Annotated in this window: 19 protein-coding genes and 1 other RNA gene; 10 read left to right on the forward strand and 10 right to left on the reverse strand. The window is 64.1% G+C overall.

Annotated elements, in window-relative coordinates; all coding sequences use genetic code 11:
- The first annotated feature begins 78 nt into the window (after positions 1–78).
- Together P0R31_RS21550 and P0R31_RS21555 are read left to right on the forward strand one after the other, a co-directional pair.
- Positions 79–1,272: an efflux RND transporter periplasmic adaptor subunit gene (locus P0R31_RS21550; RefSeq protein ID WP_430516853.1), complete on the forward strand. Its 1,194-nt coding sequence runs from the start codon at positions 79–81 to the stop codon at positions 1,270–1,272.
- A 184-nt stretch (positions 1,273–1,456) separates the two neighbouring features.
- Positions 1,457–4,615, forward strand: coding sequence for a multidrug efflux RND transporter permease subunit (locus P0R31_RS21555; RefSeq protein WP_275516139.1), 3,159 nt, complete (start codon positions 1,457–1,459; stop codon positions 4,613–4,615).
- Between the two features lie 159 nt (positions 4,616–4,774).
- Here the strand turns inward: P0R31_RS21555 and P0R31_RS21560 are convergent, their stop codons facing one another.
- The 8 genes from P0R31_RS21560 to tkt form a co-directional block, all read right to left on the reverse strand.
- Positions 4,775–5,566, reverse strand: a complete 792-nt coding sequence (locus tag P0R31_RS21560; protein ID WP_275516140.1) for an inositol monophosphatase family protein — start codon at positions 5,564–5,566, stop codon at positions 4,775–4,777.
- Between the two features lie 83 nt (positions 5,567–5,649).
- Positions 5,650–6,720: a tetratricopeptide repeat protein gene (locus P0R31_RS21565; protein WP_275516141.1), complete on the reverse strand. Its 1,071-nt coding sequence runs from the start codon at positions 6,718–6,720 to the stop codon at positions 5,650–5,652.
- On the reverse strand, positions 6,717–7,433 hold the full coding sequence (locus P0R31_RS21570; protein ID WP_275516142.1) for a thiamine phosphate synthase: 717 nt from the start codon (positions 7,431–7,433) through the stop codon (positions 6,717–6,719). The genes P0R31_RS21565 and P0R31_RS21570 overlap by 4 nt, the downstream gene beginning before the upstream one ends.
- Positions 7,434–7,436: 3 nt before the next feature.
- The gene (locus P0R31_RS21575) at positions 7,437–8,462 is read right to left on the reverse strand and encodes a class I fructose-bisphosphate aldolase (RefSeq protein WP_275516143.1); all 1,026 of its coding nucleotides are present in this window, start codon (positions 8,460–8,462) and stop codon (positions 7,437–7,439) included.
- A 217-nt stretch (positions 8,463–8,679) separates the two neighbouring features.
- Complete coding sequence (fba, locus tag P0R31_RS21580; protein ID WP_035998315.1) at positions 8,680–9,747, reverse strand: class II fructose-bisphosphate aldolase; 1,068 nt, start codon at positions 9,745–9,747, stop codon at positions 8,680–8,682.
- A gap of 53 nt (positions 9,748–9,800) precedes the next feature.
- A complete protein-coding gene (locus P0R31_RS21585; RefSeq protein WP_275516144.1) occupies positions 9,801–10,997 on the reverse strand; it encodes a phosphoglycerate kinase in 1,197 nt (398 codons plus the stop codon).
- Positions 10,998–11,119: 122 nt separating this feature from the next.
- Positions 11,120–12,127, reverse strand: a complete 1,008-nt coding sequence (gap, locus tag P0R31_RS21590; RefSeq protein WP_275516145.1) for a type I glyceraldehyde-3-phosphate dehydrogenase — start codon at positions 12,125–12,127, stop codon at positions 11,120–11,122.
- Positions 12,128–12,275: 148 nt separating this feature from the next.
- Positions 12,276–14,261: a transketolase gene (gene tkt, locus P0R31_RS21595; protein ID WP_275516146.1), complete on the reverse strand. Its 1,986-nt coding sequence runs from the start codon at positions 14,259–14,261 to the stop codon at positions 12,276–12,278.
- A gap of 369 nt (positions 14,262–14,630) precedes the next feature.
- On the opposite strand from tkt, the gene P0R31_RS21600 reads away from it, so the two are divergent.
- From P0R31_RS21600 to P0R31_RS21620, 5 genes are all read left to right on the forward strand, one after another.
- Positions 14,631–14,951 (forward strand): DUF4164 domain-containing protein, encoded by a 321-nt coding sequence (locus P0R31_RS21600; protein ID WP_020608063.1) that lies wholly within the window; start codon positions 14,631–14,633, stop codon positions 14,949–14,951.
- Positions 14,948–15,331: a cell division protein ZapA gene (locus P0R31_RS21605; protein ID WP_061025095.1), complete on the forward strand. Its 384-nt coding sequence runs from the start codon at positions 14,948–14,950 to the stop codon at positions 15,329–15,331. The genes P0R31_RS21600 and P0R31_RS21605 overlap by 4 nt, the downstream gene beginning before the upstream one ends.
- A 169-nt stretch (positions 15,332–15,500) precedes the next feature.
- A non-coding RNA gene (ssrS, locus tag P0R31_RS21610) (6S RNA) lies at positions 15,501–15,661 on the forward strand.
- Between the two features lie 190 nt (positions 15,662–15,851).
- Positions 15,852–16,448, forward strand: a complete 597-nt coding sequence (locus tag P0R31_RS21615; RefSeq protein ID WP_275516149.1) for a 5-formyltetrahydrofolate cyclo-ligase — start codon at positions 15,852–15,854, stop codon at positions 16,446–16,448.
- Positions 16,426–17,250, forward strand: coding sequence for a TIGR00282 family metallophosphoesterase (locus P0R31_RS21620; protein WP_275516151.1), 825 nt, complete (start codon positions 16,426–16,428; stop codon positions 17,248–17,250). The genes P0R31_RS21615 and P0R31_RS21620 overlap by 23 nt, the downstream gene beginning before the upstream one ends.
- Before the next feature lie 143 nt (positions 17,251–17,393).
- Here P0R31_RS21620 and P0R31_RS21625 read toward each other — a convergent pair whose 3' ends face one another.
- Positions 17,394–18,734, reverse strand: a complete 1,341-nt coding sequence (locus P0R31_RS21625; RefSeq protein ID WP_275516152.1) for an adenylate/guanylate cyclase domain-containing protein — start codon at positions 18,732–18,734, stop codon at positions 17,394–17,396.
- 413 nt (positions 18,735–19,147) lie between these two features.
- Here P0R31_RS21625 and P0R31_RS21630 point away from each other — a divergent pair, with 413 nt between their 5' ends.
- The 3 genes from P0R31_RS21630 (at position 19,148) to P0R31_RS21640 (ending at position 22,330) form a co-directional block, all read left to right on the forward strand.
- On the forward strand, positions 19,148–19,789 hold the full coding sequence (locus P0R31_RS21630) for a response regulator transcription factor (protein ID WP_275516153.1): 642 nt from the start codon (positions 19,148–19,150) through the stop codon (positions 19,787–19,789).
- Between the two features lie 97 nt (positions 19,790–19,886).
- On the forward strand, positions 19,887–21,695 hold the full coding sequence (locus P0R31_RS21635) for a sensor histidine kinase (RefSeq protein ID WP_275516154.1): 1,809 nt from the start codon (positions 19,887–19,889) through the stop codon (positions 21,693–21,695).
- A 155-nt stretch (positions 21,696–21,850) separates the two neighbouring features.
- Entirely contained in the window at positions 21,851–22,330 is a 480-nt protein-coding gene (locus tag P0R31_RS21640) for a hypothetical protein (RefSeq protein WP_275516157.1), read from the forward strand.
- Positions 22,331–22,557: 227 nt separating this feature from the next.
- On the opposite strand, the gene P0R31_RS21645 is transcribed toward P0R31_RS21640, so the two are convergent.
- The gene (locus P0R31_RS21645) at positions 22,558–22,983 is read right to left on the reverse strand and encodes a hypothetical protein (protein WP_275516159.1); all 426 of its coding nucleotides are present in this window, start codon (positions 22,981–22,983) and stop codon (positions 22,558–22,560) included.
- Positions 22,984–23,684: the final 701 nt, after the last annotated feature.

The following is a 23,684-nucleotide window of genomic DNA, read 5'->3' on the forward strand; positions in this document are numbered from 1 at the left end:
GCATCAGCCGCGTGCAAAAGGCCCAGAACGGGCTTCGCGCGAGCATGATCAGTGTCAACAATCGGGGCATCCCATTTCATGTTTGGACTTCGAGCGCGATCGGCATGCGTTGCAATGATGCTCGCGGCCCTTGCGCCGCTGCTGGGTGCTTGCGAGGAATCCAGTTCCGCGGTGTCCGCCGCCCAACCGCCTGCCCCTGACGTCAGCATCGTTATCGTCAAGCCGCAGCCGCGCGCCGTGGTGCGCGAGCTGCCGGGCCGCATCGCCCCGACCCGAGTCTCCGACGTCCGGCCGCGCGTGTCCGGCATCGTGGTCGAGCGCCTGTTCCGCCAGGGCAGCGAGGTCAGGGCCGGCGATCCGCTCTACCGCATCGATCCGCGCCCGTTCGAGGTCGAGGTCATGGCCAACGAGGCCGCGCTGGCCAAGGCCGAAGCGGCATTGGCGCAGGCCAAGCAGCAGGCGCATCGTATCGCCACCCTGACCAGGGATCGCGCCGCCCCCGAAGCCGAGAACGAGAAGGCGATTGCGGCCGAACGTCAGGCCCATGCCGAGGTCGAGGGCCGCAAGGCCGAGCTCGCGCGGGCCAGGCTCAATCTCGACTACGCTACCGTGCGCGCGCCGATCGATGGCGTGGTCGGCGCGGCCCTCGTCAGCGAGGGCGCGCTCGCCGTGCAGAACGAGACCAATCTCGCCACCATCCAGCAGCTCGATCCGATCTATGCCGACTTCACCCAGTCGGTGACCGAGCTCAACCAGCTCCGCCGCGCCTTCGAGACCGGCGACCTCGATCGCATCGCCGCCGATGCCGCCAAGGTGCGCCTCGTGCTCGACGACAACACCATCTATTCGCTCGACGGCAAGCTGCTGTTCTCCGACGCCAAGGTCGACGCCCATACCGGGCAGGTGACGTTGCGCGGCGAGTTCCCCAATCCCAAGCGCGAGCTGCTCCCGGGCATGTATGTCCGGGTCCGCATCGACCAGGGTCTCGATTCCGACGCGATCGCGGTGCCGCAGCAGGCGATCCAGCGCAACGGCGGCGGCGGCAGCGAGGTGTTCGTCGTCAAGGACGACAATCACATCGCGGTGCAGCCGGTGCGCACCGGCTCGGTGCAGGACGGCCTCTGGTTCGTCACCGAAGGCCTGAAGTCCGGCGACAAGGTCGTGGTCGAAGGCTTCCAGAAATTCGCGGCCGGCGACAAGGTCAAGCCGCAATCCTGGTCGGAGGCGGACGCGACCGCAGACAACCGGCACGCTCAGCAGCTCACGCGGTAACGCTCCGCGCAGCACGTGTCGTCCTTAACCTGAGGAGCCCGCTGGAAGCGGGCGTCTCGAAGGATGGCCGCGGGAGAGAGCCGGGCCTTCATGGTTCTCGCGGCGATGCGCAGCATCGTCCGGAGCGCGCGTTCCGCGCTCCTCGTCATGAGGGTCTAACGGAACAACGAGGATAGAACGGCCAATGCCGAGTTTCTTCATCGACAGGCCGATCTTCGCCTGGGTGGTCGCACTGTTCATTTGCTTGATCGGAGCGATCGCGGTGCCGCTGCTGCCGATCGCGCAATATCCGATCATCGCGCCGCCCTCGATCTCGGTCTCGACCAGCTATCCCGGCGCCTCGCCGGAAAACCTCTACAACAGCGTCACGCGGCTGATCGAGGAGGAGCTCAACGGCGCCGCCAACATCCTCAATTTCGAATCGACCAGCGACTCGCTCGGCCAGGTCGAGATCATCGCCAACTTCCAGCCGGGCACCGACACCAGCGCCGCCTCGGTCGAGGTCCAGAACCGCATCAAGCGCGTCGAGGCGCGCCTGCCGCGCGCGGTGATGCAGCAGGGCATCCTGATCGAGGAAGCCTCGAGCGCAGTGCTTCAAATCATCACGCTGAACTCGACCGACGGCAGCCTGGATGAAGTCGGCCTCGGCGACTTCATGATCCGCAACGTGCTCGGCGAGATCCGCCGCATTCCCGGCGTCGGCCGCGCCACGCTGTACTCGACCGAGCGCTCGCTTCGTGTCTGGGTCGATCCGGCCAAGCTGGTCGGCTATGGTCTGACCGCCGACGACGTCAACAAGGCCATCACCGCGCAGAACGCGCAGGTCGCTTCCGGCAGCATCGGCGCCGAGCCGTCGACCTCGAACCAGCGCACCTCGGCACTGGTGCTGGTCAAGGGTCAGCTCTCCTCGCCGGACGAGTTCGGCGCCATCATCCTGCGCGCCAATGCCGACGGCTCGACCGTGCGCCTGCGCGACGTCGCGCGCGTCGAGGTCGGCGGCCTCAGCTATCAGTTCAACACGCGCCTCGACGGCAAGCCGACGGCGGGCCTGTCGGTGCTGATGTCGCCGACCGGCAATGCGCTGGCGACCGCGAGCGCGGTCGAAGCCAAGATGAAGGAGCTGTCACGCTTCTTCCCGGGCAACATCACCTACGAAATCCCCTACAACATCACGCCCGTGGTCGAGGCCTCGATCGAGAAGGTGCTGACGACGCTGGTCGAAGCCGTGGTGCTGGTGTTCGTGGTGATGTTCTTGTTCCTGCAGAACATCCGCTACACCATCATTCCGACCATCGTGGTCCCGGTGGCGCTGCTGGGCGCCTGCTCCACGCTGCTGCTCGCCGGCTATTCCATCAACATGCTCTCGATGTTCGGCATGGTGCTCGCGGTCGGCATCCTCGTCGACGACGCCATCGTCGTGGTCGAGAACGTCGAGCGCATCATGGCCGAGGAAGGCCTGCCGCCGAAGGAAGCGACGCGGAAAGCCATGTCGCAGATCACCGGCGCCATCATCGGCATCACGCTGGTGCTGATGGCGGTGTTCGTGCCGATGGCGTTCTTCCCGGGCTCGGTCGGCATCATCTACCGCCAGTTCTCCGTCACCATGGTCGCCGCGATCGGCTTCTCCGCCTTCCTGGCGCTGTCGTTGACGCCGGCGCTGTGCGCGACGCTGTTGAAGCCTGTGGCAAAGGGGCACGGTCATTCGACCAACTTCGTGTTCGGCTGGTTCAACCGCATGCTCGAAGGCGTCAAGGAACGCTATTCGCGCACCGTCGGCTTTTCGCTGAATCGCACCGGCCGCTTGATGCTGGTCTATGCCGCGCTGCTGGTCGGCCTGTCCTGGGCCTTTGTCAACCTGCCCGGCGGCTTCCTGCCCGTCGACGACCAGGGCTTCATCACCACCGACGTGCAGACGCCGTCGGATTCGTCCTATGCCCGCACCGAGGCCGTGATCGAGAAGGTCGAAAAATATCTCGCCGCGCGGCCGGGCGTCGACAACGTCACCTTCCTCACCGGCTTCAGCTTCTCCGGTCAGGGCATGAACACCGCCCAGGCCTTCATCACGCTGAAGGACTGGTCGGAGCGCGGGCCGAAGGACTCCGCTGCCGCGATCGTCAACGACGTCAACCGCGACCTGGGCTCGTCGATCCGCGACGCAAAAATCTCGGCGCTGCAGCCGCCGCCGATCGACAATCTCGGCAACTCGTCCGGCTTCTCGTTTCGCCTCCAGGATCGCGGCCAGAAGGGCTATCAGCAATTGATGCGCGCCGCCGACCAGCTGATCGCGGAGGCCAATGCCAGCCCGGTGCTGCAGAAGGTCTATATCGAAGGCCTGCCCGAGGCGGGCGTGGTCAATCTCATGATCGACCGCGAGAAGGCCGGCGCGTTCGGCGTCACCTTCGAGGACATCAACAACACCATCTCGACCAATCTCGGCTCGAACTACATCAACGACTTCCCGAACCGCGGCCGCATGCAGCGCGTCGTGGTGCAGGCGGACGCGCGCGACCGCATGCGGGCCGAGGACATCCTCAACTACAACGTCAAGAACAGCCGCGGCCAGCTGGTGCCGTTCTCGTCCTTCACCACGATCGAATGGGCGCGCGGCCCGACGCAGATCGCCGGCTTCAACTATTATCCGGCGGTGCGCATCTCCGGCGAGGCCAGGCCCGGCTTCACCTCGGGCGATGCGATCGCCGAGATGGAGCGGCTCGCCGACCGATTGCCGCGCGGCTTCGGCTATGAATGGACCGGACAGTCGCTGCAGGAAAAGCTGTCGGGCTCGCAGGCGCCGTTCCTGCTCGCCCTGTCGGTGTTCGTGGTGTTCCTGTGCCTCGCCGCGCTCTACGAGAGCTGGACCATTCCGCTCGCGGTGCTGCTCACCGTGCCGCTCGGCATCGTCGGCGCGGTCGCTGCCGCTATGCTGCGCGGCCTGCCCAACGACGTCTACTTCACCGTCGGCCTGATCACGATCATCGGCCTGGCCGCAAAGGACGCGATCCTGATCATCGAGTTCGCGAAAGACTTGCGGAAAGAAGGCAAGCCGCTGGTCGAAGCCACCATCGAAGCCTGCCGCCTGCGCTTCCGCCCGATCCTGATGACGGGCCTTGCCTTCATCTGCGGCGTGCTGCCGATGGCCATCGCCCATGGCGCCGGCGGCGCCAGTCAGCAGGCGCTCGGCAGCGTGGTGATGGGCGGCATGATCGCGGTGGTGATCCTGGCGCTCTTGATGGTGCCGGTGTTCTTCGTCTCGGTGCAGCGCGTGCTGGGCGGGGACAGGGAGCCGACGGCGAAGGAAGCTGAAGCGCACGGCCGGCCGGCGCGGGCGCACACAGGCCACTGACGTACCCGTCATTCCGGAGCGTGCGAAGCACGAGCTATGATGCGCAATTGCGCATCTGAGAATCCATCGCGCCACCGTCGATGCTGACAAATGGATTCCGGGTCCGCGCCAAGTGGCGCGTCCCGGAATGACGGCGGAATGTGGGGGTGCGAGCTCGGCTTACGCCGGCTTCCGCAAGATCTTCACGAGCTCCCCGTGCACGTACTCGTTGCCGCACACGACGTGCCCCGTGACCAGCGGGTCGCCCGGGGTCGCGATATCGCTCACGGTGCCGCCGGCTTCGCGCACCATCAGCATACCGGCGGCGATGTCCCAGGATTGCAGATCGCGCTCCCAATAGCCGTCGAGCCGGCCGGCGGCGACGAAGGCGAGGTCGAGCGAGGCGGCGCCGAAACGGCGGAGGCCCGCGACGCGGTCCTGGATCGCGGTCATCTCGCGGCGAAATTCCTCGTGGTCGCCGCGGCCGATATGGGGCAGGCCGCAGGCCACCACGCATTCGCTGAGCTGGCGGCGGCCGGCGACGCGCAGGCGCTGGTCGTTGAGGAAGGCGCCCTTCCCGCGCTCGGCGATGTAGAGCTCGTCATTGGCGGGATTGTAGATCACGCCCGCGATTACGGTGCCCTCGCGGGCGAGCCCGATCGAGATCGCGAATTGCGGGATGCCGTGCAGGAAGTTGGTGGTGCCGTCCAAGGGATCGACGATCCAGGTGTGGCTCTTGTCGGTGCCCTCGCGCTGTCCGCCTTCCTCGCCGATGAAGCCGTAGCCGGGCCGGGCCTTGGCGAGGTCCTGGTAGAGGATCTCCTCGGCGCGCTTGTCGGCGAGCGAGACGAAATTGGCGGGTCCCTTCAGCGAGACCTGCAGATGCTCGATCTCGCCGAGATCGCGCTTGAGGCTGCGGCCGGCGCGGCGCGCCGCCTTGACCATGACGTTGATAGTGGCGGAATACAGCATGTGCTTCTGGTCTTGATCGGGGGGAGGGGCGCGGAAACGCGCCTGTTGGGGATTGGGTGCCCCGTGAGGGGGCCCGCGTCAAGTCATTTGGACCCGAGCCACTTCCTGGCGGCGGCCTCGGCCTTGGCGCGGTCATCGGCCGGCAGCTCGGAGAGCTGCTTGTCGAGTTCGGGGTCGCCCTTGCCGGCTGTCTTGGCCACAAGGTGCCATTTGAAGCCCTCGATCTTGTCCACGGGCGTGCCGACGCCGTTGATCAGCACCCAGGCCAGCCGGTTCTGCGCGATCGCGCTGCCCTGGCGGGAGGCCTTGCGAAGCAGGGCGACAGCCGCCGGCTGGTTCTTCGGCGTGCCGGTGCCGTTGAACATCGCGATGGCATATTCGACCTCGGCATCGACATTGTCGGCGAGCGAGGCGGCCTGCAGTAGCCGCACCGCGCGTTCGGGGTCCTTCGGCACGCCGGTGCCTTCCTTGTAGAAGGTCGCGAGCGCGTATTGCGCTTCGGGCAGGCCTGCATCGGCGGCCTGGCGCAACAGTTCCGCCGAACGCCGGACGTCCTGCGGCAGCGTCTGGCCGTCCAGGTAGAGCAGGGCGAGGTTATAGGCCGCCTTGGGCTCGCCGAGCTTGGCGGCGGAGGCCATCAGCCTGACCGCCTCGCTTTTGTCGACCGGGCCGCCGCGGCCGGAGATGCGCAGCATGGCGAGTGCGAACATCGCCTCGCGATCGCCGGCATCGGCGGCGCGCTTGTACCATTCGGCCGCCTTGACGTAATCGCGCCGGATGCCCATGGCGTTGGAATAGAGCTCGCCGAGCATGGTCATCGCCTTGGGATCGCCGGCTTGTGCGCGCACCGTGGCGAGCTCGAACGCCGTTTTGTATTGGCCGCGCTGATAGGCGCCGAACACGAGATCGACGTTGGGATCGTCGGACGGCGGCGCCGGGATCACGGTTGCCGGCTTTGGCGAGGGAGACGGCTTGGGAGATGAAGAGGGCTTCGGCGCCGGCGCTGCGTCCTTCTTGGCCGGCGCCGGCGGCTTTGGCTTCTGCTTCTCTGCCGGTGCGCTCGGCGTTGCCGCCGGCGGGGTGATCTGCAGCTGCGCGGCCGCGGGCATTGTCAGCAGCAGCGTGGCCAGCATGGTGATGCACGGGAGCTTCATGTCGGGCGCTGGCCGTGCTCCTGACTCGCAGGATTTTGGCCCGCAGGATCCTGGCCGGCCAGCACCGTCGCATGGGCCTTCTTGATCGCGGCATCGACCTCGATCAGCGCGGCCTTGGGCCCGCGCGGATCGGCCCAGATGAAGTCGCCGACCAGTACGAAATCGGCGCCGCTGGCGGCGAAATCGTAGGCCTCGTCCAGCGTGGTGGCAAAGCCGACGCAGGGCGGCTCGAACAGCTCGGCCCACCAGTCCAGCCGCTCCGCGATCGCCTGCGACGACGGCCGCTGGCCTTTCGCATCGGGCTCGCCGAACAGCACGTAATCCGCGCCCATCTCGCCCGCATCCATGGAATGGTGCCGCGTCGTCAGCCCGCCGACACCGGCGATGCGATCGGGCTTGAGCGACGGCAGCGCCTCCTTCAGCGCGGCGATGCCGGGCAGGTGCGCGCCGTCGGCGCCGCCGCGCGCGACGATATCAGGGTGGCCGTCGACGAGGAGTGCCGCGCCCGCCTTCTGCACCGGCGGCGCCATTGCCTTGACGCGCGAGGTCATGGTGCGCTGATCGGTCTCCTTCAGCCGCAGCAGCACGGCGGCGACGTCGGCGGACGCGATCAGCTCGGGCAGCTGGGTGACCAGCGTCGCGGGATCATCGACGACGGGCGTCGCGAGATAGAGACGCGGCGCCGGGCGCGGCGGAGGCGGTTTGTTCGACAAGGTCTAGGCTGCCTTCTGTTCCAGGCTGCTTTGCCATTCGCCCTTGGAGGCGAGGCCGTTCATGCGGGCGCGATGACTGAAGGCGCGCTGGCCGGCCGCGACGTTCTCAGGCCTCCCGGACCAGGCCTTCTGCGGCGCGGCCTGCAGCGCGCGGCCGTAGGAGAAGGTCAGGCCCCAGGGCAGCGGACCGAGCTTGTGCATGGCGTTGAGATGCGCGGTCGCCTCCTCGTCGGACTGGCCGCCGGACAGGAAGGCGATGCCGGGCACCGCCGCCGGCACGCAGGCCTTCAGCAGCCGTATCGTCTTCTCCGCGACCTGCTCGACCGAGGCCTGCTTTGCGCATTTCTTGCCGGCGATCGCCATGTTCGGCTTCAGCACCATGCCTTCCAGCGCCACGCGCTGCACGCGCAATTCCTGGAAGGTCTTGTTGAGCACGCGTTCCGTCACCTCATAGCAGCGCTCGATGTCGTGGTCGCCGTCCATCAGCACCTCCGGCTCGACGATCGGCACGATCTGCGCGGCCTGGCACAGCGCGGCATAGCGCGCCAGCGCGTGGGCGTTGACGCTGATCGCCGTCATCGAGGGAATGCCGCTGCCGATGTCGATCACCGCGCGCCATTTGGCAAAGCGCGCGCCGCGCTCGTAATATTTCTTTAGGCGCTCGGCCAGCTTGTCGAGCCCGACCGTGACTGTTTCACCCGGGCACATCGGCAAGCCCTGCGTGCCTTCGTCGACCTTGATGCCGGGAATGGCGCCGCTCTGCTCGATCAGCTTCACCAGCGGCGTGCCGTCCTTCGCATTCTGCCAGATCGTCTCGTCATAGAGGATCACGCCGGAGATGTACTGGCTCATGGCGTCCTTGGCGCGAAACAGCATCTCGCGATAGTCGCGGCGGTTCTCTTCGGTGGATTCCACGCCGATGGCATCGAAGCGCTTCTTGATGGTGCCGGAGGATTCGTCGGCGGCAAGGATGCCCTTGCCCGGCGCGACCATGGCGGTCGCGACTTTGTTGAGCTCAGTCAGATTCATCGAGAGGTCCTCCCAAAACGATTCTGCCCTTGCCCGTGAAAATAGACCGTTCTCGGGCAATTGCCGAGTTATCGTTCGTCGCAGGGTAAAGGGTCTTCTGTCATTCCGGGATGCGCCGAAAGGCGCAGGCCCGGAATCCATAACCCCAGGCTGTGGTTATGGATTCCGGGCCCACGCTTCGCGTGTCCCGGAATGACAGGAGGATGTAACGGAGGCCTTACGCGACGCGGGGATCGAGCTCGCCCTTGGCGTAGCGCTTGGCCATCTCGGCGGTGGTCAGCACCTTCTTGATCTTGGAGGCCTGGCCTGCGGTGTTGAACTCCTGCAGCCGCTGCTTGCACAGCTTGGTCATGGCTTCCATCGCCGGCTTCAGGTACTTGCGCGGGTCGAACTCTTCCGGGTTGTCCTTCAGCACCTTGCGGATCTGGCCGGTCATCGCCATGCGGTTGTCGGTGTCGATGTTGATCTTGCGCACGCCGTTCTTGATGCCGCGCTGGATCTCGGCCACTGGCACGCCCCAGGTCGGCTTCATCTTGCCGCCATAGGCGTTGATGATGTCCTGCAAATCCTGCGGCACCGAGGAGGAGCCGTGCATGACGAGATGGGTGTTCGGCAGCTTGCGGTGGATCTCCTCGATCACGTTCATGGCGAGGATGTCGCCGTCGGGCTTGCGGGTGAATTTGTAAGCGCCGTGCGAGGTGCCCATCGCGATCGCGAGCGCGTCGACCTTGGTCTCCTGCACGAACTTCACGGCCTCGTCCGGATTGGTCAGGAGCTGGTCGTGGCTGAGCTTGCCTTCGGCGCCGTGGCCGTCTTCCTTGTCGCCCATGCCGGTTTCGAGCGAGCCGAGCACCCCGAGCTCGCCCTCGACGGAGATGCCGCCGAGATGGGCCATGTCGGTGACGGTCTTGGTGACGCCGACATTGTAGCCCCAGTCCCCGGGGGTCTTGCCGTCGGCCTTGAGCGAGCCGTCCATCATCACCGAGGTGAAGCCGGCCTGGATCGCGGTCATGCAGGTCGCCGGCTCGTTGCCGTGGTCGAGATGCACGCAGACCGGAATGTGCGGATAGATCTCGGTCACCGCGTCCATCATGTGCTTGAGCATGACGTCGTTGGCGTAGGAGCGCGCGCCGCGCGAGGCCTGGATGATGACGGGCGCATCGACCTGGTTGGCCGCGTCCATGATCGCCAGCGCCTGCTCCATATTGTTGATGTTGAAGGCCGGTACGCCGTAATCGTTCTCCGCCGCGTGGTCGAGCAATTGACGTAACGTGATCCGAGCCATCTGTCTTTGTCTCCCGTTGGGGGCCTCCAAGGCTGACTTGAAAGGCCGCTTGATTACTTGCTACGCAGAACTTCAACGCCGGGCAGGGGCTTGCCTTCCATCCATTCAAGGAACGCGCCACCGGCCGTCGACACATAGGTGAAGTCACTGGCCACATGGGCCTGGTTGAGCGCCGCGACGGTGTCGCCGCCGCCCGCGATCGAGATCAGCTTCTTGGCCTTGGTGCGCTCGGCGGCGTGCTTGGCGGCCGCGACCGTGCCGCGGTCGAACGGCTGCATCTCGAAGGCGCCCAGGGGGCCGTTCCAGACCAGCGTCGCCGCGTCGTCGATCGCGGCATGAACGCGCGCGATCGATTGCGGGCCGACGTCGAGGATCATGCCGTCGGCCGGGATCGCATCGAGCCCATAGGCGTGCGAGGGCGCATTCGCGGCGAAGTGATAGGCGACGGTGGCGTCGACCGGGAGGATGATGGCGCAATTGGCGGCTTCCGCCTTCTCCATGATGCGCAGCGCAGTGGCGGCGAGATCCTTCTCGGCCAGCGACTTGCCGACCGCAACGCCCTGCGCGTGCAGGAAGGTGTTGGCCATGCCGCCGCCGATCACGAGCGCGTCGACCTTGGTGACGAGGTTTTCCAACAGGTCGATCTTGGTCGAGACTTTTGCGCCGCCGATGATGGCGATAACCGGCTTGCTCGGCGAGCCCAGCGCCTTCTCCAGCGCGTCCAGCTCGGCCTGCATGGTGCGGCCGGCATAGGCCGGCAACTTGTGGCCGAGGCCTTCGGTCGAGGCGTGGGCGCGGTGCGCGGCCGAGAACGCGTCATTGACCCAGATGTCGCCGAGCTTTGCCAATTCCGCCACGAAGGCCGGATCGTTCTTTTCCTCTTCCTTGTGGAAGCGGGTGTTTTCCAGGCACAGGATGTCGCCGTCCTTCAGGCCGGCAACGGCTTTGGCCGCGGGCTCGCCGATGCAATCGTCGGCAAATGCCACGGGCTTCTTCACCACCTTCGCCAGCGCCTCCGCGACGGGCTTGAGCGAGTCCTTGGCGTCGCGCCCCTTCGGCCGGCCGAAATGCGCGAGCAGGATGACCTTGCCGCCCTTGTCCGCGATCTCGGTGATGGTCGGCGCCACGCGCTCGAGCCGGGTGGCGTCGGTGACGCGCCCGTTCTCCATGGGCACGTTGAGGTCGACGCGCAGCAGCACGCGCTTGCCCTTCACGTCGACGTCGTCGAGGGTGCGGAATTTGTTGGTCATTTCTGGGCTCTCTTGTCCCGGGCCTCGGGGAGGTCATTCCGGGGCGGTGCGCAGCACCGAACCCGGAAACTCGAGATTCCGGGTCTGGTCTTCGGACCATCCCGGAATGACGATCTGCGACGTCAGATCACCTTCGCCATGGCGGCGGCGGTGTCCGCCATGCGGTTCGAGAAGCCCCACTCGTTGTCGTACCAGGACATCACGCGCACCAGCGTGCCGTTCTGCACCTTGGTCTGGTCCTCGTGGAAGGTCGAGGAGTGCGGATCGTGGTTGAAGTCGATGGAGACGTTGGGCGCGCTGGTATAGCCGAGGATGCCCTTGAGCTGCTGCTCGCTGGCGCGCTTCATCGCCGCGTTGATCTCCTTGGCATCGGTTGAGCGCTTCGCGACGATCTTGAGGTCGACCACCGAGACGTTCGGGGTCGGCACGCGGATCGCGACGCCGTCGAGCTTGCCTTTCAGCTCGGGCAGTACGAGGCCGATCGCCTTCGCAGCGCCGGTCGAGGTCGGGATCATCGACATCGCAGCGGCGCGGCCGCGGTAGAGGTCCTTGTGCATCGTATCGAGCGTCGGCTGGTCGCCGGTATAGGCGTGGATCGTGGTCATGAAGCCGGTCTCGATGCCGACGAGATCGTTCAGCACCTTGGCGACCGGGGCGAGGCAGTTGGTGGTGCAGCTGCCGTTGGAGACGACGAGGTGATCCTTGGTCAGCGTCTCGTGGTTGACGCCGTAGACGATGGTGGCATCGGCGCCGTCGGCGGGCGCGGAGACCAGCACGCGCTTGGCGCCGGCGGTCAGATGCGCGCTAGCCTTGTCCTTCGAGGTGAAGATGCCGGTGCATTCCATCGCGATGTCGACGCCGAGATCCTTCCAGGGCAGCTTCGAGGGATCGCGCTCGGCGGTCACCTTGATCTTGCCGCCGCCGAGATTGATCGTGTCGCCGTCGACGGTGACGGTGCCGGGAAAGCGGCCATGGACGCTGTCGAAGCGGAGGAGATGGGCGTTGGTCTCGACCGGGCCGAGGTCGTTGATGCCGACGACCTCGATGTCCTTGCGGCCGGACTCGGCGATAGCCCGCAGGATGTTGCGGCCGATGCGGCCAAAACCGTTAATTCCGACGCGGACTGCCATGTTTCGTCTCCTTCAATGACCGTTGTCATCCCGCACAACGCGCTATACGCGCCTGCGAGGGTTTTTTAGGGGCGGACGCCCGGTTCGGCCGGGCGGTGCTTGATCATATGGGAGATTAGGTAGTCCTTTTTTGCGGCAAGCTCAACTCTCAGGAAACGCGCTTCAGCACAGCGTTAACCGCGGCCTCGGCGGTAATGCCGAAATGCTTGTAAAGCTCCTTGGCAGGGCCGCTTTCGCCGAACGAATGCATGCCGACGAATTCGCCATCCTGGCCGATCACGGCATCCCAGCCCCAGCGCACCGCAGCCTCGATCGCAATCTTCACCGGCGCGTTGCCGATGATGGCGGCGCGCTTAGCCTCTGGTTGCGCTAACAACAGCTCGAGCGAGGGAACGGAGACAACGCGCGAGGCGACGCCGCGTTCCGCGAGCTGCTTCTGGGCCGCGACCGCGATCTCGACCTCCGAGCCGGAGGCGAACAGCGTCGCCTTGGCTTCGCCCTGGGCGGCGACCAGTTCATAGGCACCGGCCGCGCAAGGATTGTCGTTCGGTGCCGTGGTCCGCAGCTGCGGCAGGTTCTGCCGCGTCAGCGCCAGCACGGTCGGGCCGTCGACGCGGTTGAGCGCGAGCTCCCAGCACTCAGCGACTTCCATCGCATCGCAGGGACGGAACACACGCATGTTGGGAATGGCTCTGAGCGCTGCGAGATGCTCGACCGGCTGATGGGTCGGGCCGTCTTCGCCGAGACCGATGGAATCGTGGGTCATCACGTAGACGACGCCGGCGCCCATCAGCGCGGCCAGGCGCATCGCCGGACGCGCATAATCGGTGAACACCAGAAACGTCGCGCCGTTCGGCGCGAAGCCGCCGTGCAGGAAAATGCCGTTCATCGCGGCGGCCATGCCGTGCTCGCGGATGCCGTAATGGATGAAGCGGCCCTTCGGCGTCTTGGCCGAGAAGGCGGTCGCCGACTTCGCCTTGTTGTTGTTGGAGCCGGTGAGATCGGCCGAGCCTGCGAGGAATTCCATCGGCATCGCGCCGGCGATGACTTCGATCACGGCTTCCGAGGATTTGCGGGTGGCCGCAATCATCGGCTTTTCCAGCAGCTCCTTCTTGTAAGCGCGCACGGCCTTGGCGAGCGAAGCGGGACGCTCGTGACGCAGGCGGCGCTCGAACTCGGCGCGCTTGCGGCTGCCGAGCTCGCCGAGTCGCGCTTCCCATTCCTGGCGCGCCGCGGCGCCGCGGCTGCCGGCAGCGCGCCATGCCTTCAGCACGTCGTCGGCGACCGCGAACGGCTCGAGCGAAATGCCGAGATTTTCCTTGGCAGCCTTGAGCTCGTCGGCGCCGAGTGCTTCGCCGTGCACCTTCGATGTGCCTTGCTTGTGCGGCGCGCCGAAGCCGATGGTGGTGCGGCAGGCGATCAGCGTGGGCTTGCCCGATTTCTTCGCGCGCGTGATCGCATCGGCGATCGCGGCCTGGTCGTGGCCGTCGATCTTCTCGGCGGCCCAGCCCGCCGACTTGAAGCGCTTCACCTGGTCGACGGAATCGGAGATCGAGGTCGGGCCGTCGATCGAGATGCCGTTGTCGTCGTAGAGCACGATCAGCTTGTTGAGCTTCCAGTGCCCGGCCATCGCGATCGCTTCCTGCGACACGCCTTCCATCAGGTCGCCGTCGGAGGCGAGCACATAGGTGTGGTGGTCGACGATCTTCTTGCCGAATTCGGCGGCGAGCATCTTCTCGGCCAGCGCCATGCCGACCGCAGTCGAGATGCCCTGGCCGAGCGGGCCGGTGGTGGTCTCGATGCCCCTGGTGCGGAAGTTCTCGGGGTGGCCGGGGGTGAGCGAGTCGACCTGGCGGAACTGCTTGATCTGGTCCAGCGTCATCTCGGCATTGCCGGTCAGATACAGCAGCGAATAGAGCAGCATCGAGCCGTGGCCGGCCGAGAGCACGAAGCGGTCGCGGTCCGGCCAGGCGGGCGCGGCGGCATCGAATTTCAGGAACTGCGTGAACAGCACGGTGGCGATGTCGGCGGCGCCCATCGGCAGGCCGGGATGGCCCGATTTCGCCTTCTCGACAGCGTCCATCGAAAGGCCGCGGATCGCGTTGGCCATACGGGTGTGATCGACCTGCGTCATGTCTGAAATCCGTCTGAAATGAAGCGCTTGGCGATGGTTGCCCGCGCGGGGAGAAGCCTGGCGGCCACTGAAGGTTGGCGCTGGGATAGCACCTCGGTTCCGGGAGTCCAAGGCAATCGAACGCTGGTTTGGCCGCAAAAGTTGCCTGTGTGGACATCGGTTTTCCGCTGGCATCGCGCCGGGCGGAATCGACGCAGCGGGCACGTCGTCCCGATTGATCGGTGCATAGTTTTGCGGCGGCGTTGCGCTTGGCTAGCTTGCTTTGTAAATTTCTGCTTCTAACCGCTTGCCGAACCGAGTCTTTTGCCGGACGGCAAGCTCCAGGGAAAGGCCACTGGGCAAAGGCCGCCAGGTTCCGCCGCTGACTGCATGAACGATCGCGTATCCAACAGTTCCGCCATGACGGAGTCGTCCGCCGTCGAGATCGAGATTGCGACCCGCAGACTCATGGCGGCGCTCGACGCGCTCGAAAGTGCGGTGGAGCGGCGGCGCGACGCCGATCGCGACGAGAACGAGCTTGCGGCGCGAATCCAGGCGCTCGGCGCCGATCGCTCGCGTCTGGCCGACGAGCTCGACGGCGCGCTGGTGAAGGCACGCAAGCTCGAGCGCACCAATCGCGAGATTTCGGACCGGCTGGATTCCGCGATCGTCACGATACGCTCGGTGCTCGATACCGGAGAAGACGGATGAGCCACATCAACGTCACCATCAACGGCCGGCAATACCGCATGGCCTGCGAGGAAGGCCAGGAGGTGCGGCTGCTCAAGCTCGCCGAAACGCTGGAGACCCGCATCCAGTCGCTGCGCGGAAAATTCGGCGAGATCGGCGATGCGCGCCTCACCGTCATGGCCGCGCTGACCGTCTGTGATGAGCTGATCGACACCAGCAACCGCGTCCGCACCCTGGAGCAGGAATTGACCGAGCTCAGGGATTTCCGCAACGCCGCCGTCGAGCGCGCCCGCATGACGCAGACCGCCGTGGTCAACGCGCTGAACGCCGCCGCCGAACGCATCGAGAAGTCGACGCAGGTGCTGAACCGCACCGTCGGGAATGGGATCGCGATCGGCTGAAGCTCGATAGTAGCCACGCGGCCAGTGCGCTCCCTCCCCCGCTTGCGGGGGAGGGTTGGGGAGAGCGTGTCTCCGCTGGGCGAGAACCGTCAAGAGGTGAGAGCCCTCACCGAAGCCCGGCACATTCGCCGCACTGGCGATTCGTCAGCATCGTTGTTACATTGCCCGGGCGAGGCTGCGACGTGCGTCAGGAGCCATATATCCCCGGGGCCTTATCGATCCTTTAGGGAACTGTCCCTGGCCGGGCCCGTGGGCTCGGACATATGGTGCCCACCTACTTTCGTAGGGAACTCCGGGATCGAGTGCTTCAACGGCGTTCGCGGCTTCGCACTTTTGTTTGCTTGGTTGTGCCTGTCGAAACGACCGCGGCCAATTCAGTAGGCGTCATTCCCCGCGGAAGCGTGGAATCCAGTACGCCGCGGCCTTTGTGTGAATCACCACCGCCTCTGGAATACTGGATCACCCGCACCAGTGCGCAAGGGGCGCACAAGGCGGGTGATGACGTGGGGGACCAAAGCACATGCCCAACACCAAAGCCGAGCTCCGTGCCAAGGCCCTCGCCAAGCGCGACGCGCTGAGCGAGAAGAAACGCATCGCGGCCGCCGCAAAGCTCGCCAAGCGTGGCCTGCCGTTCAAGCTGCTGCCCGGCAGCATCGTCTCGGGGTATTCGCCGATCCGCAGCGAGATCGATCCGATGCCGCTGTTGAAGGTGCTCGCGGAGCAGGGCGCGCGACTGGCGCTGCCTTGCGTCACTGCGCGCGGCCAGTCGCTGATCTTCCGCATCTTCCATCCGAACGACCGCCTCATGCTCGGCCCGCTCGGCATTCCCGAGCCGTCGCCTGCTGCGGCCGAAGTCATTCCCGACATCATGCTGACGCCGCTCGCCGCCTTCGACCGCCTCGGCCATCGCATCGGCTACGGCGCCGGGCATTACGATTTCACCTTTGCGCATTTGCGAAAAACCAAGCAGATCGTCGGCATCGGGCTCGCATTCGCGGCGCAGGAGATCGAGGCGGTTCCGGCACTATCCCACGACGTGGCGCTGGATTATGTGCTAACGGAATCGGACGTGTTCGATTTCCGGAGTTCTGAAGTTGCGCATTCTCTTCGTGGGTGATGTCGTCGGCCGCAGCGGGCGCGAAGCGATTGCCGAATATCTGCCCGGCATGGTCAAGGACTGGTCGCTCGATCTCGTCGTGGTCAACGGCGAGAATTCGGCCGGCGGCTTCGGCATCACGGAAGCGATCTACCAGGAGTTTCTCGAGGCCGGCGCCGATGCGGTGACGCTCGGCAATCACTCCTGGGACCAGCGCGAGGCCCTCGTCTTCATCGAGCGCGCCGACCGCCTGGTGCGCCCCGCAAACTATCCGCGCGGCACGCCCGGCCGCGGCGCCGCCTTGGTGGAGGCCAAGAACGGCAAGCACGCCCTCGTCGTCAACGCGCTGGGCCGCGTCTTCATGACCCCGTTCGACGATCCCTTCGCCGCGCTCGAGCGCGAGCTAGGGGCCTGTCCGCTCGGCGTTGCCGCCGACGCCATCGTCGTCGACTTCCATTGCGAGGCTTCAAGCGAGAAGCAGGGCATCGGCTTCTTCTGCGACGGCCGCGCCAGCCTCGTCGTCGGCACGCACACCCATGTGCCGACCGCCGACCACCAGATCCTCTCGGGCGGCACCGCCTATATGACCGATGCCGGCATGACCGGCGATTACGATTCCATCATCGGCATGCAGAAGGAAGAGCCGCTGCGGAGGTTCACGTCGGGGATTCCGTCCGGCAGGTTCGAGCCGGCGGCGGGTGCGGCAACGCTCAGCGGCGTCGCTGTGGAGACGGATGACAAGACCGGGCTCGCGCTGAAGATTGCGCCGGTGCGCATGGGCGGGAGGCTGGAGCCGGCGACGCCGAAGTTCTGGTTGAGCTGAAGCGCGAAGTCAAATCACCCGGTGTCGTCCCCGGACGATTATATCAACTTTGCCCTCAGCAGCGGACATCGGCGGGCAACCAAGGGACGTCCGCCCAAAAGCGGTCCTTCGGTGCTCTGACCACATGGCGGGGTGAAAGCAGGCTAGGTAATCACCGCACGGAACAGACGCCATTCGTCAGGCACGCCTTTGAGAGTGTGACGGCCGCGCTCTTCAAACGTCAATCCGGAGCCTGCTACGAGGTCGCGAACCGTCTGTGAGACCAGAACTTCACCCGGCGCAGCTAGCGCCGCCACGCGCGCGCCAATATGCACGGCAATGCCAACGATATCGTGCGCGACGAATTCGCACTCACCGGTATGCAAACCGCAACGGACCTTCAGATCGAGCGAGCGCACCGCATCGCGGATTGCGCTGGCGCAACGTACGGCGCGCGCAGGTCCGTCGAACGTAGCAAGGAAACCGTCGCCGGCGGTGTTGATTTCGCGCCCGCGATACTGGCCGAGCACGCCCCGCGCTTTGGCATAGAATGCGTCGAGCAGTACGTGCCAGGCGCCGTCGCCGAGCATGGCGGCGCGTTCCGTCGATCCCGCAATGTCGACAAACAGCACAGTCGCAAGCACTCTATCCGGCTCGGCTGCCTGCCGATGCCCAGTGACGAATTCTTCGACCTCATCAAGGATTGCGTCCTGATTGCCGACCCAGACCACATGGTCCTGACCACTGAGCTCAATCAGTTTGGCGGAAGGAATCATCTGTGCCATGTAGCGCGCATGCTTCACGTCGATGACGCGCTCATCGGTGCGATGCAAAATTAAGGTCGGTACACGCGTGACGGGGAGGATATTTCTGACATCAATTTCCCGGTTCATGCGCATGATCGCGGATGCCGCGCCTGGGCTTGCTGAGGCCCTGAAGTAGGCAGCAAGTTGCTCAAGTGCCTGCGTATTGCCGGCAAGGCTGGGCCCCCACATCAGCAAACTCATTGCATCTGTCGTGCCCCAGTGGTGCTCAATGTCATCGAGGAAAGTGCTCCACTGCGCATCAGTCCATCCGAATGTGTAGTCAGGAGCCCACGCGCGTCGCGCATAAGTGCCACAAAGAACCAGAGCGGACGTGCGTTCGGGATACGTCGCGGCATAGAGCAGCGACATCGGACCGCCCTCGGATACGCCAAACAAGGTGGCCCGCTGGGAACCGACTTTGTCCAGCACCGCCTGCACATCGTGCATCCGCTGTTCAAGTGTGAAGACCTGGGAACCGCGATCAGACATTCCGGTGCCGCGCTTGTCGAAAATGATGACTCGCGCAAACGTTGCAAGCCTGCGGAAAAAATAGGCGCGGCCCGGCGATTGCCAAAGCGCTTCAACATTGGAGACAAAACCGGGGACGAACAGCAGGTCGCGTGGGCCGTCGCCAATCACCTGATAGGCAATATGGACGTCATCGCTTTTGACGTAGTGAGTGGTCGGGATGTCAGCCATGTTGGCCTACTGCGCGACAAACCACGCTGCGAGTGTCGTATCACATTCCGCGTCAGGCTAGTGGGACTTTGACGGGCTTGACTGCCGCCTACCCGTAGGTACCGGCCAAACTGGGGAAACCAGAGTGATGCCACGGCCGCGAAGGCCGCTTAGGGTCAAAGGCTGCCCTCGTGGCCAGCATAACTTCTTCCGCTTACCCGTCCGAAGCGGACGCGCTTGCGCTCTGGGCTAACGTCAGCCACGGGCCAAAAAGTGGTCAATTCTAAAGTATTTGGTCGTTATCAACGTTGTCATGCGGCCTCTCGATTCCTCACGCCCTTACTAAGTGCACTGGCAGCCATCCCGCGTTTGCGGTATGCTCAAAATGCGAATTAGTCGCTATCCTCGCAAGCTGCGGTTGTTGGGAGGGTATCGTGACGACGGTAATGGTGGTCGAGGACGATCCAGCGTTTCTCACGCGGTTTTGCAGGATTGTGGCCTCTCACGCCGACCTTGAACTGTTCGCCGCAGTGAGCGACCTCGCTTCCGCGCGGCAGGCAATGAGCAGAGCGACGCCGGACGTATTGCTGACGGACCTCGGTCTCCCTGACGGCAGCGGCATCGACCTGATCCGTGAGACAGCGCGCCGCCACCCCGACACGGACATTATGGTCATCACCGTCTTCGGCGACGAAGACCATGTGCTCGCCAGCATCGAGGCCGGGGCGACAGGCTACATTCTCAAAGACAGCTTGCCGCAGGAGTTCGTCGAGTTGATCAAACAACTGCGCGCCGGCGGATCTCCGATCAGCCCGGTGATCGCCCGGCAGCTGCTCAAGCGTCTCAAGCCTCACGGCATTGCGGCGACCGGCCCGACTGAGGAAACTCCGCTTTCGGCGCGGGAATCGGAGATTCTCAGTTTCATCGCCAAGGGGTTCAGCTTCGCCGAGATCGCCCGGTTGCTCGGCGTCTCACAACACACAGTTATTTCCCATGTGAAGAAAATTTATCAGAAGCTCGCGGTGCATTCCCGTGGGGAGGCGGTCTATGAGGCCGGCAGGATGGGGCTTATCTAGGCTCGTCGGGGGAGCGATTGGGCGGTCGTCACCGAACCTGCGTTGGTTGTTGGGAGCCGCTGTCCTTGCAGTCGCAATTGCCCTTATGCCGCTATCAATGCCATCCTTCGGCGCCGCTCGCGAAACGCTGGTGCAACTCGATCGCGCCGGTTTCATCTTGAGCGATTCCCCTGAGCCACCGGCGGATTCGGCAGCCTGGCGGCCTCAAATTTTGCCGGACAACTGGCGTGTTTCGCATCCCGGAGACTGGGGCTACGGATGGTACCGGCTGCAGATCGTCCTGCCTGCCGCGCCTGACGAGTTCTTCGCCGCCTACTTGCCGTTGCTTGAGACATCTGGAACCTTGTACGTGAACTGGACTCTCGTTGGCCAAGCGGGGGCCGTCGAACGCATCTCGCGCACCGCACGCCAATCCGAACCATTTGTACCGAATGCTCCGCCGGCCTTTGTCGGATTTCCGCCCCGGCTATTTTCCATTCGTCCCGACCTGCTGCGCGCGGGCACCAACACCCTCCATCTGCGGTTATGGGTCAAAAGCGGCACGCGGGGTGCATTATCAGGCATGACGATTGGGCCGGAACGGCGAGTGCGTGCTGCCTACGAGCAGCGCGTCTTAGTTGCCGTGACCGGCCCGCGGGTGATCGTTGTCCTTACAGCCGGTTTCGGGCTTTTCTTATTGTTGCTATGGCTGCGCCGCCGTCACGAGACCGTGTACGGCTACGCCGGATTGGCAGCGCTCGCGTTCGCCTTGTACGTCGCTGGCAGATACGTCGTCAGCGAACCGGTGTTTCCCTTTCCGCACTGGGACCTGGCGGTCCGCAGTGCGTTGGTAGCCTACATCGTGCTCATGTGCCTTTTCGCGCTGCGCTATGGCGGATGGCGCCGACCACGCCTGGAGCGTTGGTTGTGGGCTTATCTGATCGTCTCGCCGTTGCTCGACTACGCCGCCCTCGCAGGCATCGGAGGATGGGTCATCCAGAAATGGTGGCTCATGAGCTTTGTCGTCACCGTCATCTATGTCGCCATCTTCTGGACCATCGGCTTGCAACGAAAGACCGTGGAGACGCTATGCCTGGCAATCGCTGGATCCTTCAAGCTCGTCATCTCCGCCAACGAATACCTTTTGGCCTATCCGATCGACCTGCCACACTATCAACCCTATGCCTATCTGCCGATGTTCATCGTGATTGGCTGGATGCTCATCGACCGCTTCGCAAGGTCACTCACTGAATTCGAAAAGCTCAGCGCAGAATTGGAGAAGCGCGTCACAGAGAAGCACGCCGAGCTGGCTCGTACCTACGAGCGTATGCACATCATGGAACGCCATCAGGCTGTCGTGGAAGAGCGCAGCCGGATCATGCGTGATATGCACGACGGAATCGGCGCGCAGTTGATCTCGACCTTGAGCCTGGTGGAGCACGGCGATTATTCGGCAACGGAGGTCGCGGCCGCGTTGCGCGAATGTCTCGCTGATCTTCGACTCACCATCGACTCGCTGGAGCCGACCGAAAACGATCTCCTCCCGGTGTTGGGAAACCTGCGCTATCGGCTCGACGAACGACTGCGCAAACAGGGCATTAATCTCGACTGGCGAGTGAGCGAAGTGCCGGAGCTCTCCTGCCTGACTCCGCAGAACGTCTTGCACATCCTGCGCATCCTGCAGGAGGCGTTCACCAATATCGTGAAGCACGCCCACGCGACCAGCATACAGGTGGAGATCGGATTGGACACGACTGGCGAACACGTCTACATCCAGGTGCGCGACAACGGCACAGGTTTCTGCGGCGAACGCAGCGGTCGAGGTATCGCCAGCATGAGACATCGCGCGAAAATCATCGGCGGCCGCCTCGATATCCAGCCGTCCGCCGCGGGCACGACGCTCAATCTGCTGCTGCCAGCTTCCTGAATCGCCGTAATAGCACGCGGAGCCGTGTACCGTATGGAAGCCATCCCATCTACGCGGCATGGATTTCCATCTTTGCGGGATTCCGGTCTTTCAGCGCTCCGCTACATTGGCTTTGTCAAAGGCCAACAGGCTTCATTCTTCCGGGAGGTTCGGTCATGAAAGCGACATTTATGTTCCACGCCGCTGTGCTCGTCGCGACGACTTTGGTCCCGCTCTACGCAGCAGCTGCTGACTTTCCGAAGCGCGGCCAAGCCGAGTTCAATACCTATGCTACCGTGCGCACGCTCGAAAGCATCGACAGCGGCGCAGGAAATGGCGGTGTGTGGGACTACGGCGGCGTGATGCAGAACGTAAAGGGCGATGGACCGTTCAACAACACCGTCGTGCGGTGCCTGCAAAACTGGACGACGATCGCCGAGCAGTTCCGAATTTCCGGTAGCTGCGTGCTGACGGACCCGGATGGGGACAGCATATTTGATGTTTTCGAAGGCACCAATTTCAAGCTGGTCGCCGGCACAGGAAAATACAAAGGGATCAGCGGGGAGGGCAACGTTACGAGGACCCGGCTTCACGATCTGCCAGGCGGAGCGAGAGCGCTCGTCAACCACCACACGGTCACATGGGAGATCAAGTAGGAGCTTCCGGTGTGGAGTGGCGCCGCAAGTGACCAGGCACAGATTGGGCGCGAGCGGGTACAGGCTTGATGGTTCAGCTCTCGGATTCAATTTGGGAGGATCGCTCCGCTGGGCGCGAATGTCCGTTATCTGGCGCAACTCAGAATTGACTCGGACATGGCCGAATGTCGCAGATGGGCCAATAGACCGTCGTTAACTCGTCGTCGCTCCTCTCAGGGAGGCGTTGTTCATGCGCCAGGAGGCTTCTGGCCTCCATGGCTCACAAGAAACTCAGGAAATCCGAAATTCAGCAGCTCTGGATATGGTTGAAGATGTCCCTCATCTTTGAACCAATACAGTAGGAGAGCGAGCAGCCCGCAGATAGCTTCAAGTGTGTTCTGCTGATTGGCTCGCCAGAAGTTAGTGTCGCGCTCATGCTTGACCTTGTTGTGAGCGGTCCACCAGATGGGCGGTATCGGGTTGGCCGGGTCCCATGACAGCCACGGTTGAACTTTCCGCCTGTACCTCGGAATGTCGATCCCAATCTGGTGTAGACCGGCGAACCGCGCCGTGAGAATGGCCTGATAGTGGATGATGTTGCTGGCGTTCTGACCAGCAGCCTCTCGGTTACAGAGCATCTTTGCAATTACGTCGACTTCGCTTCCGATCAACAACAGGAGTTTTGCGTACTCGTTCGAGAATGCCGTACCGTTGAACTCGCTCTCCTGGCCGCGAGCGCCGAGTTCGAACCACCAACAGCTACAAGGACGCTTACGTTCTGCCGAACAAGATCGGTAGCCAAATCGGGCAACTTATCGAGATTTCCGTCTGCAAAATTGTATTTTGTCGAAACAGTCTTTCCGTCACTGAATCCAAGCTCATTCAGTCCCTTCCTGAACGCTCCCATCAACATCGCAGAGTCGCTCGCGCCTCGGCTGCTGAGTACGCCGATTAGAGGCAGAACCGTTTGCTGAGCGCGCGCAGCCAACGGCCAAGCCGCCGCTCCGCCGACAACGCTGAAGAACTCTCGTCTTCGCATACGTCGCCCCCTACCCGCGAAAAGGAAGCCTTGGTCGCCGCGGAGTTTAGCCATTCTTCGAAACACCTGTTAGGTCTGAAATGGGTCATTGCAGTCGTTCCCAGTCGGGGCAGGCCACGTCTGCTCGTCCCTTGGAAACGGGCAGTCCCGAATTATGAGTGTACGCCTTGGCCCGCAATTGCGAACGAGGGGCCAGAACCCATAACCCCAAGGCGCAGTTGCTTCGCGAAGGTTGTCACTCCGCGTCTTCGCCAAACCAATGCTGCGGCGTATCCGTCTCGGATCCGCGTTTCGCTTGTCCGGGACGACGGCGGAGATCGGCGCGCGCAATCACGC

The sequence above is a fragment of the Bradyrhizobium yuanmingense genome (assembly GCF_029167105.1).
GTDB lineage: Bacteria > Pseudomonadota > Alphaproteobacteria > Rhizobiales > Xanthobacteraceae > Bradyrhizobium > Bradyrhizobium yuanmingense_A.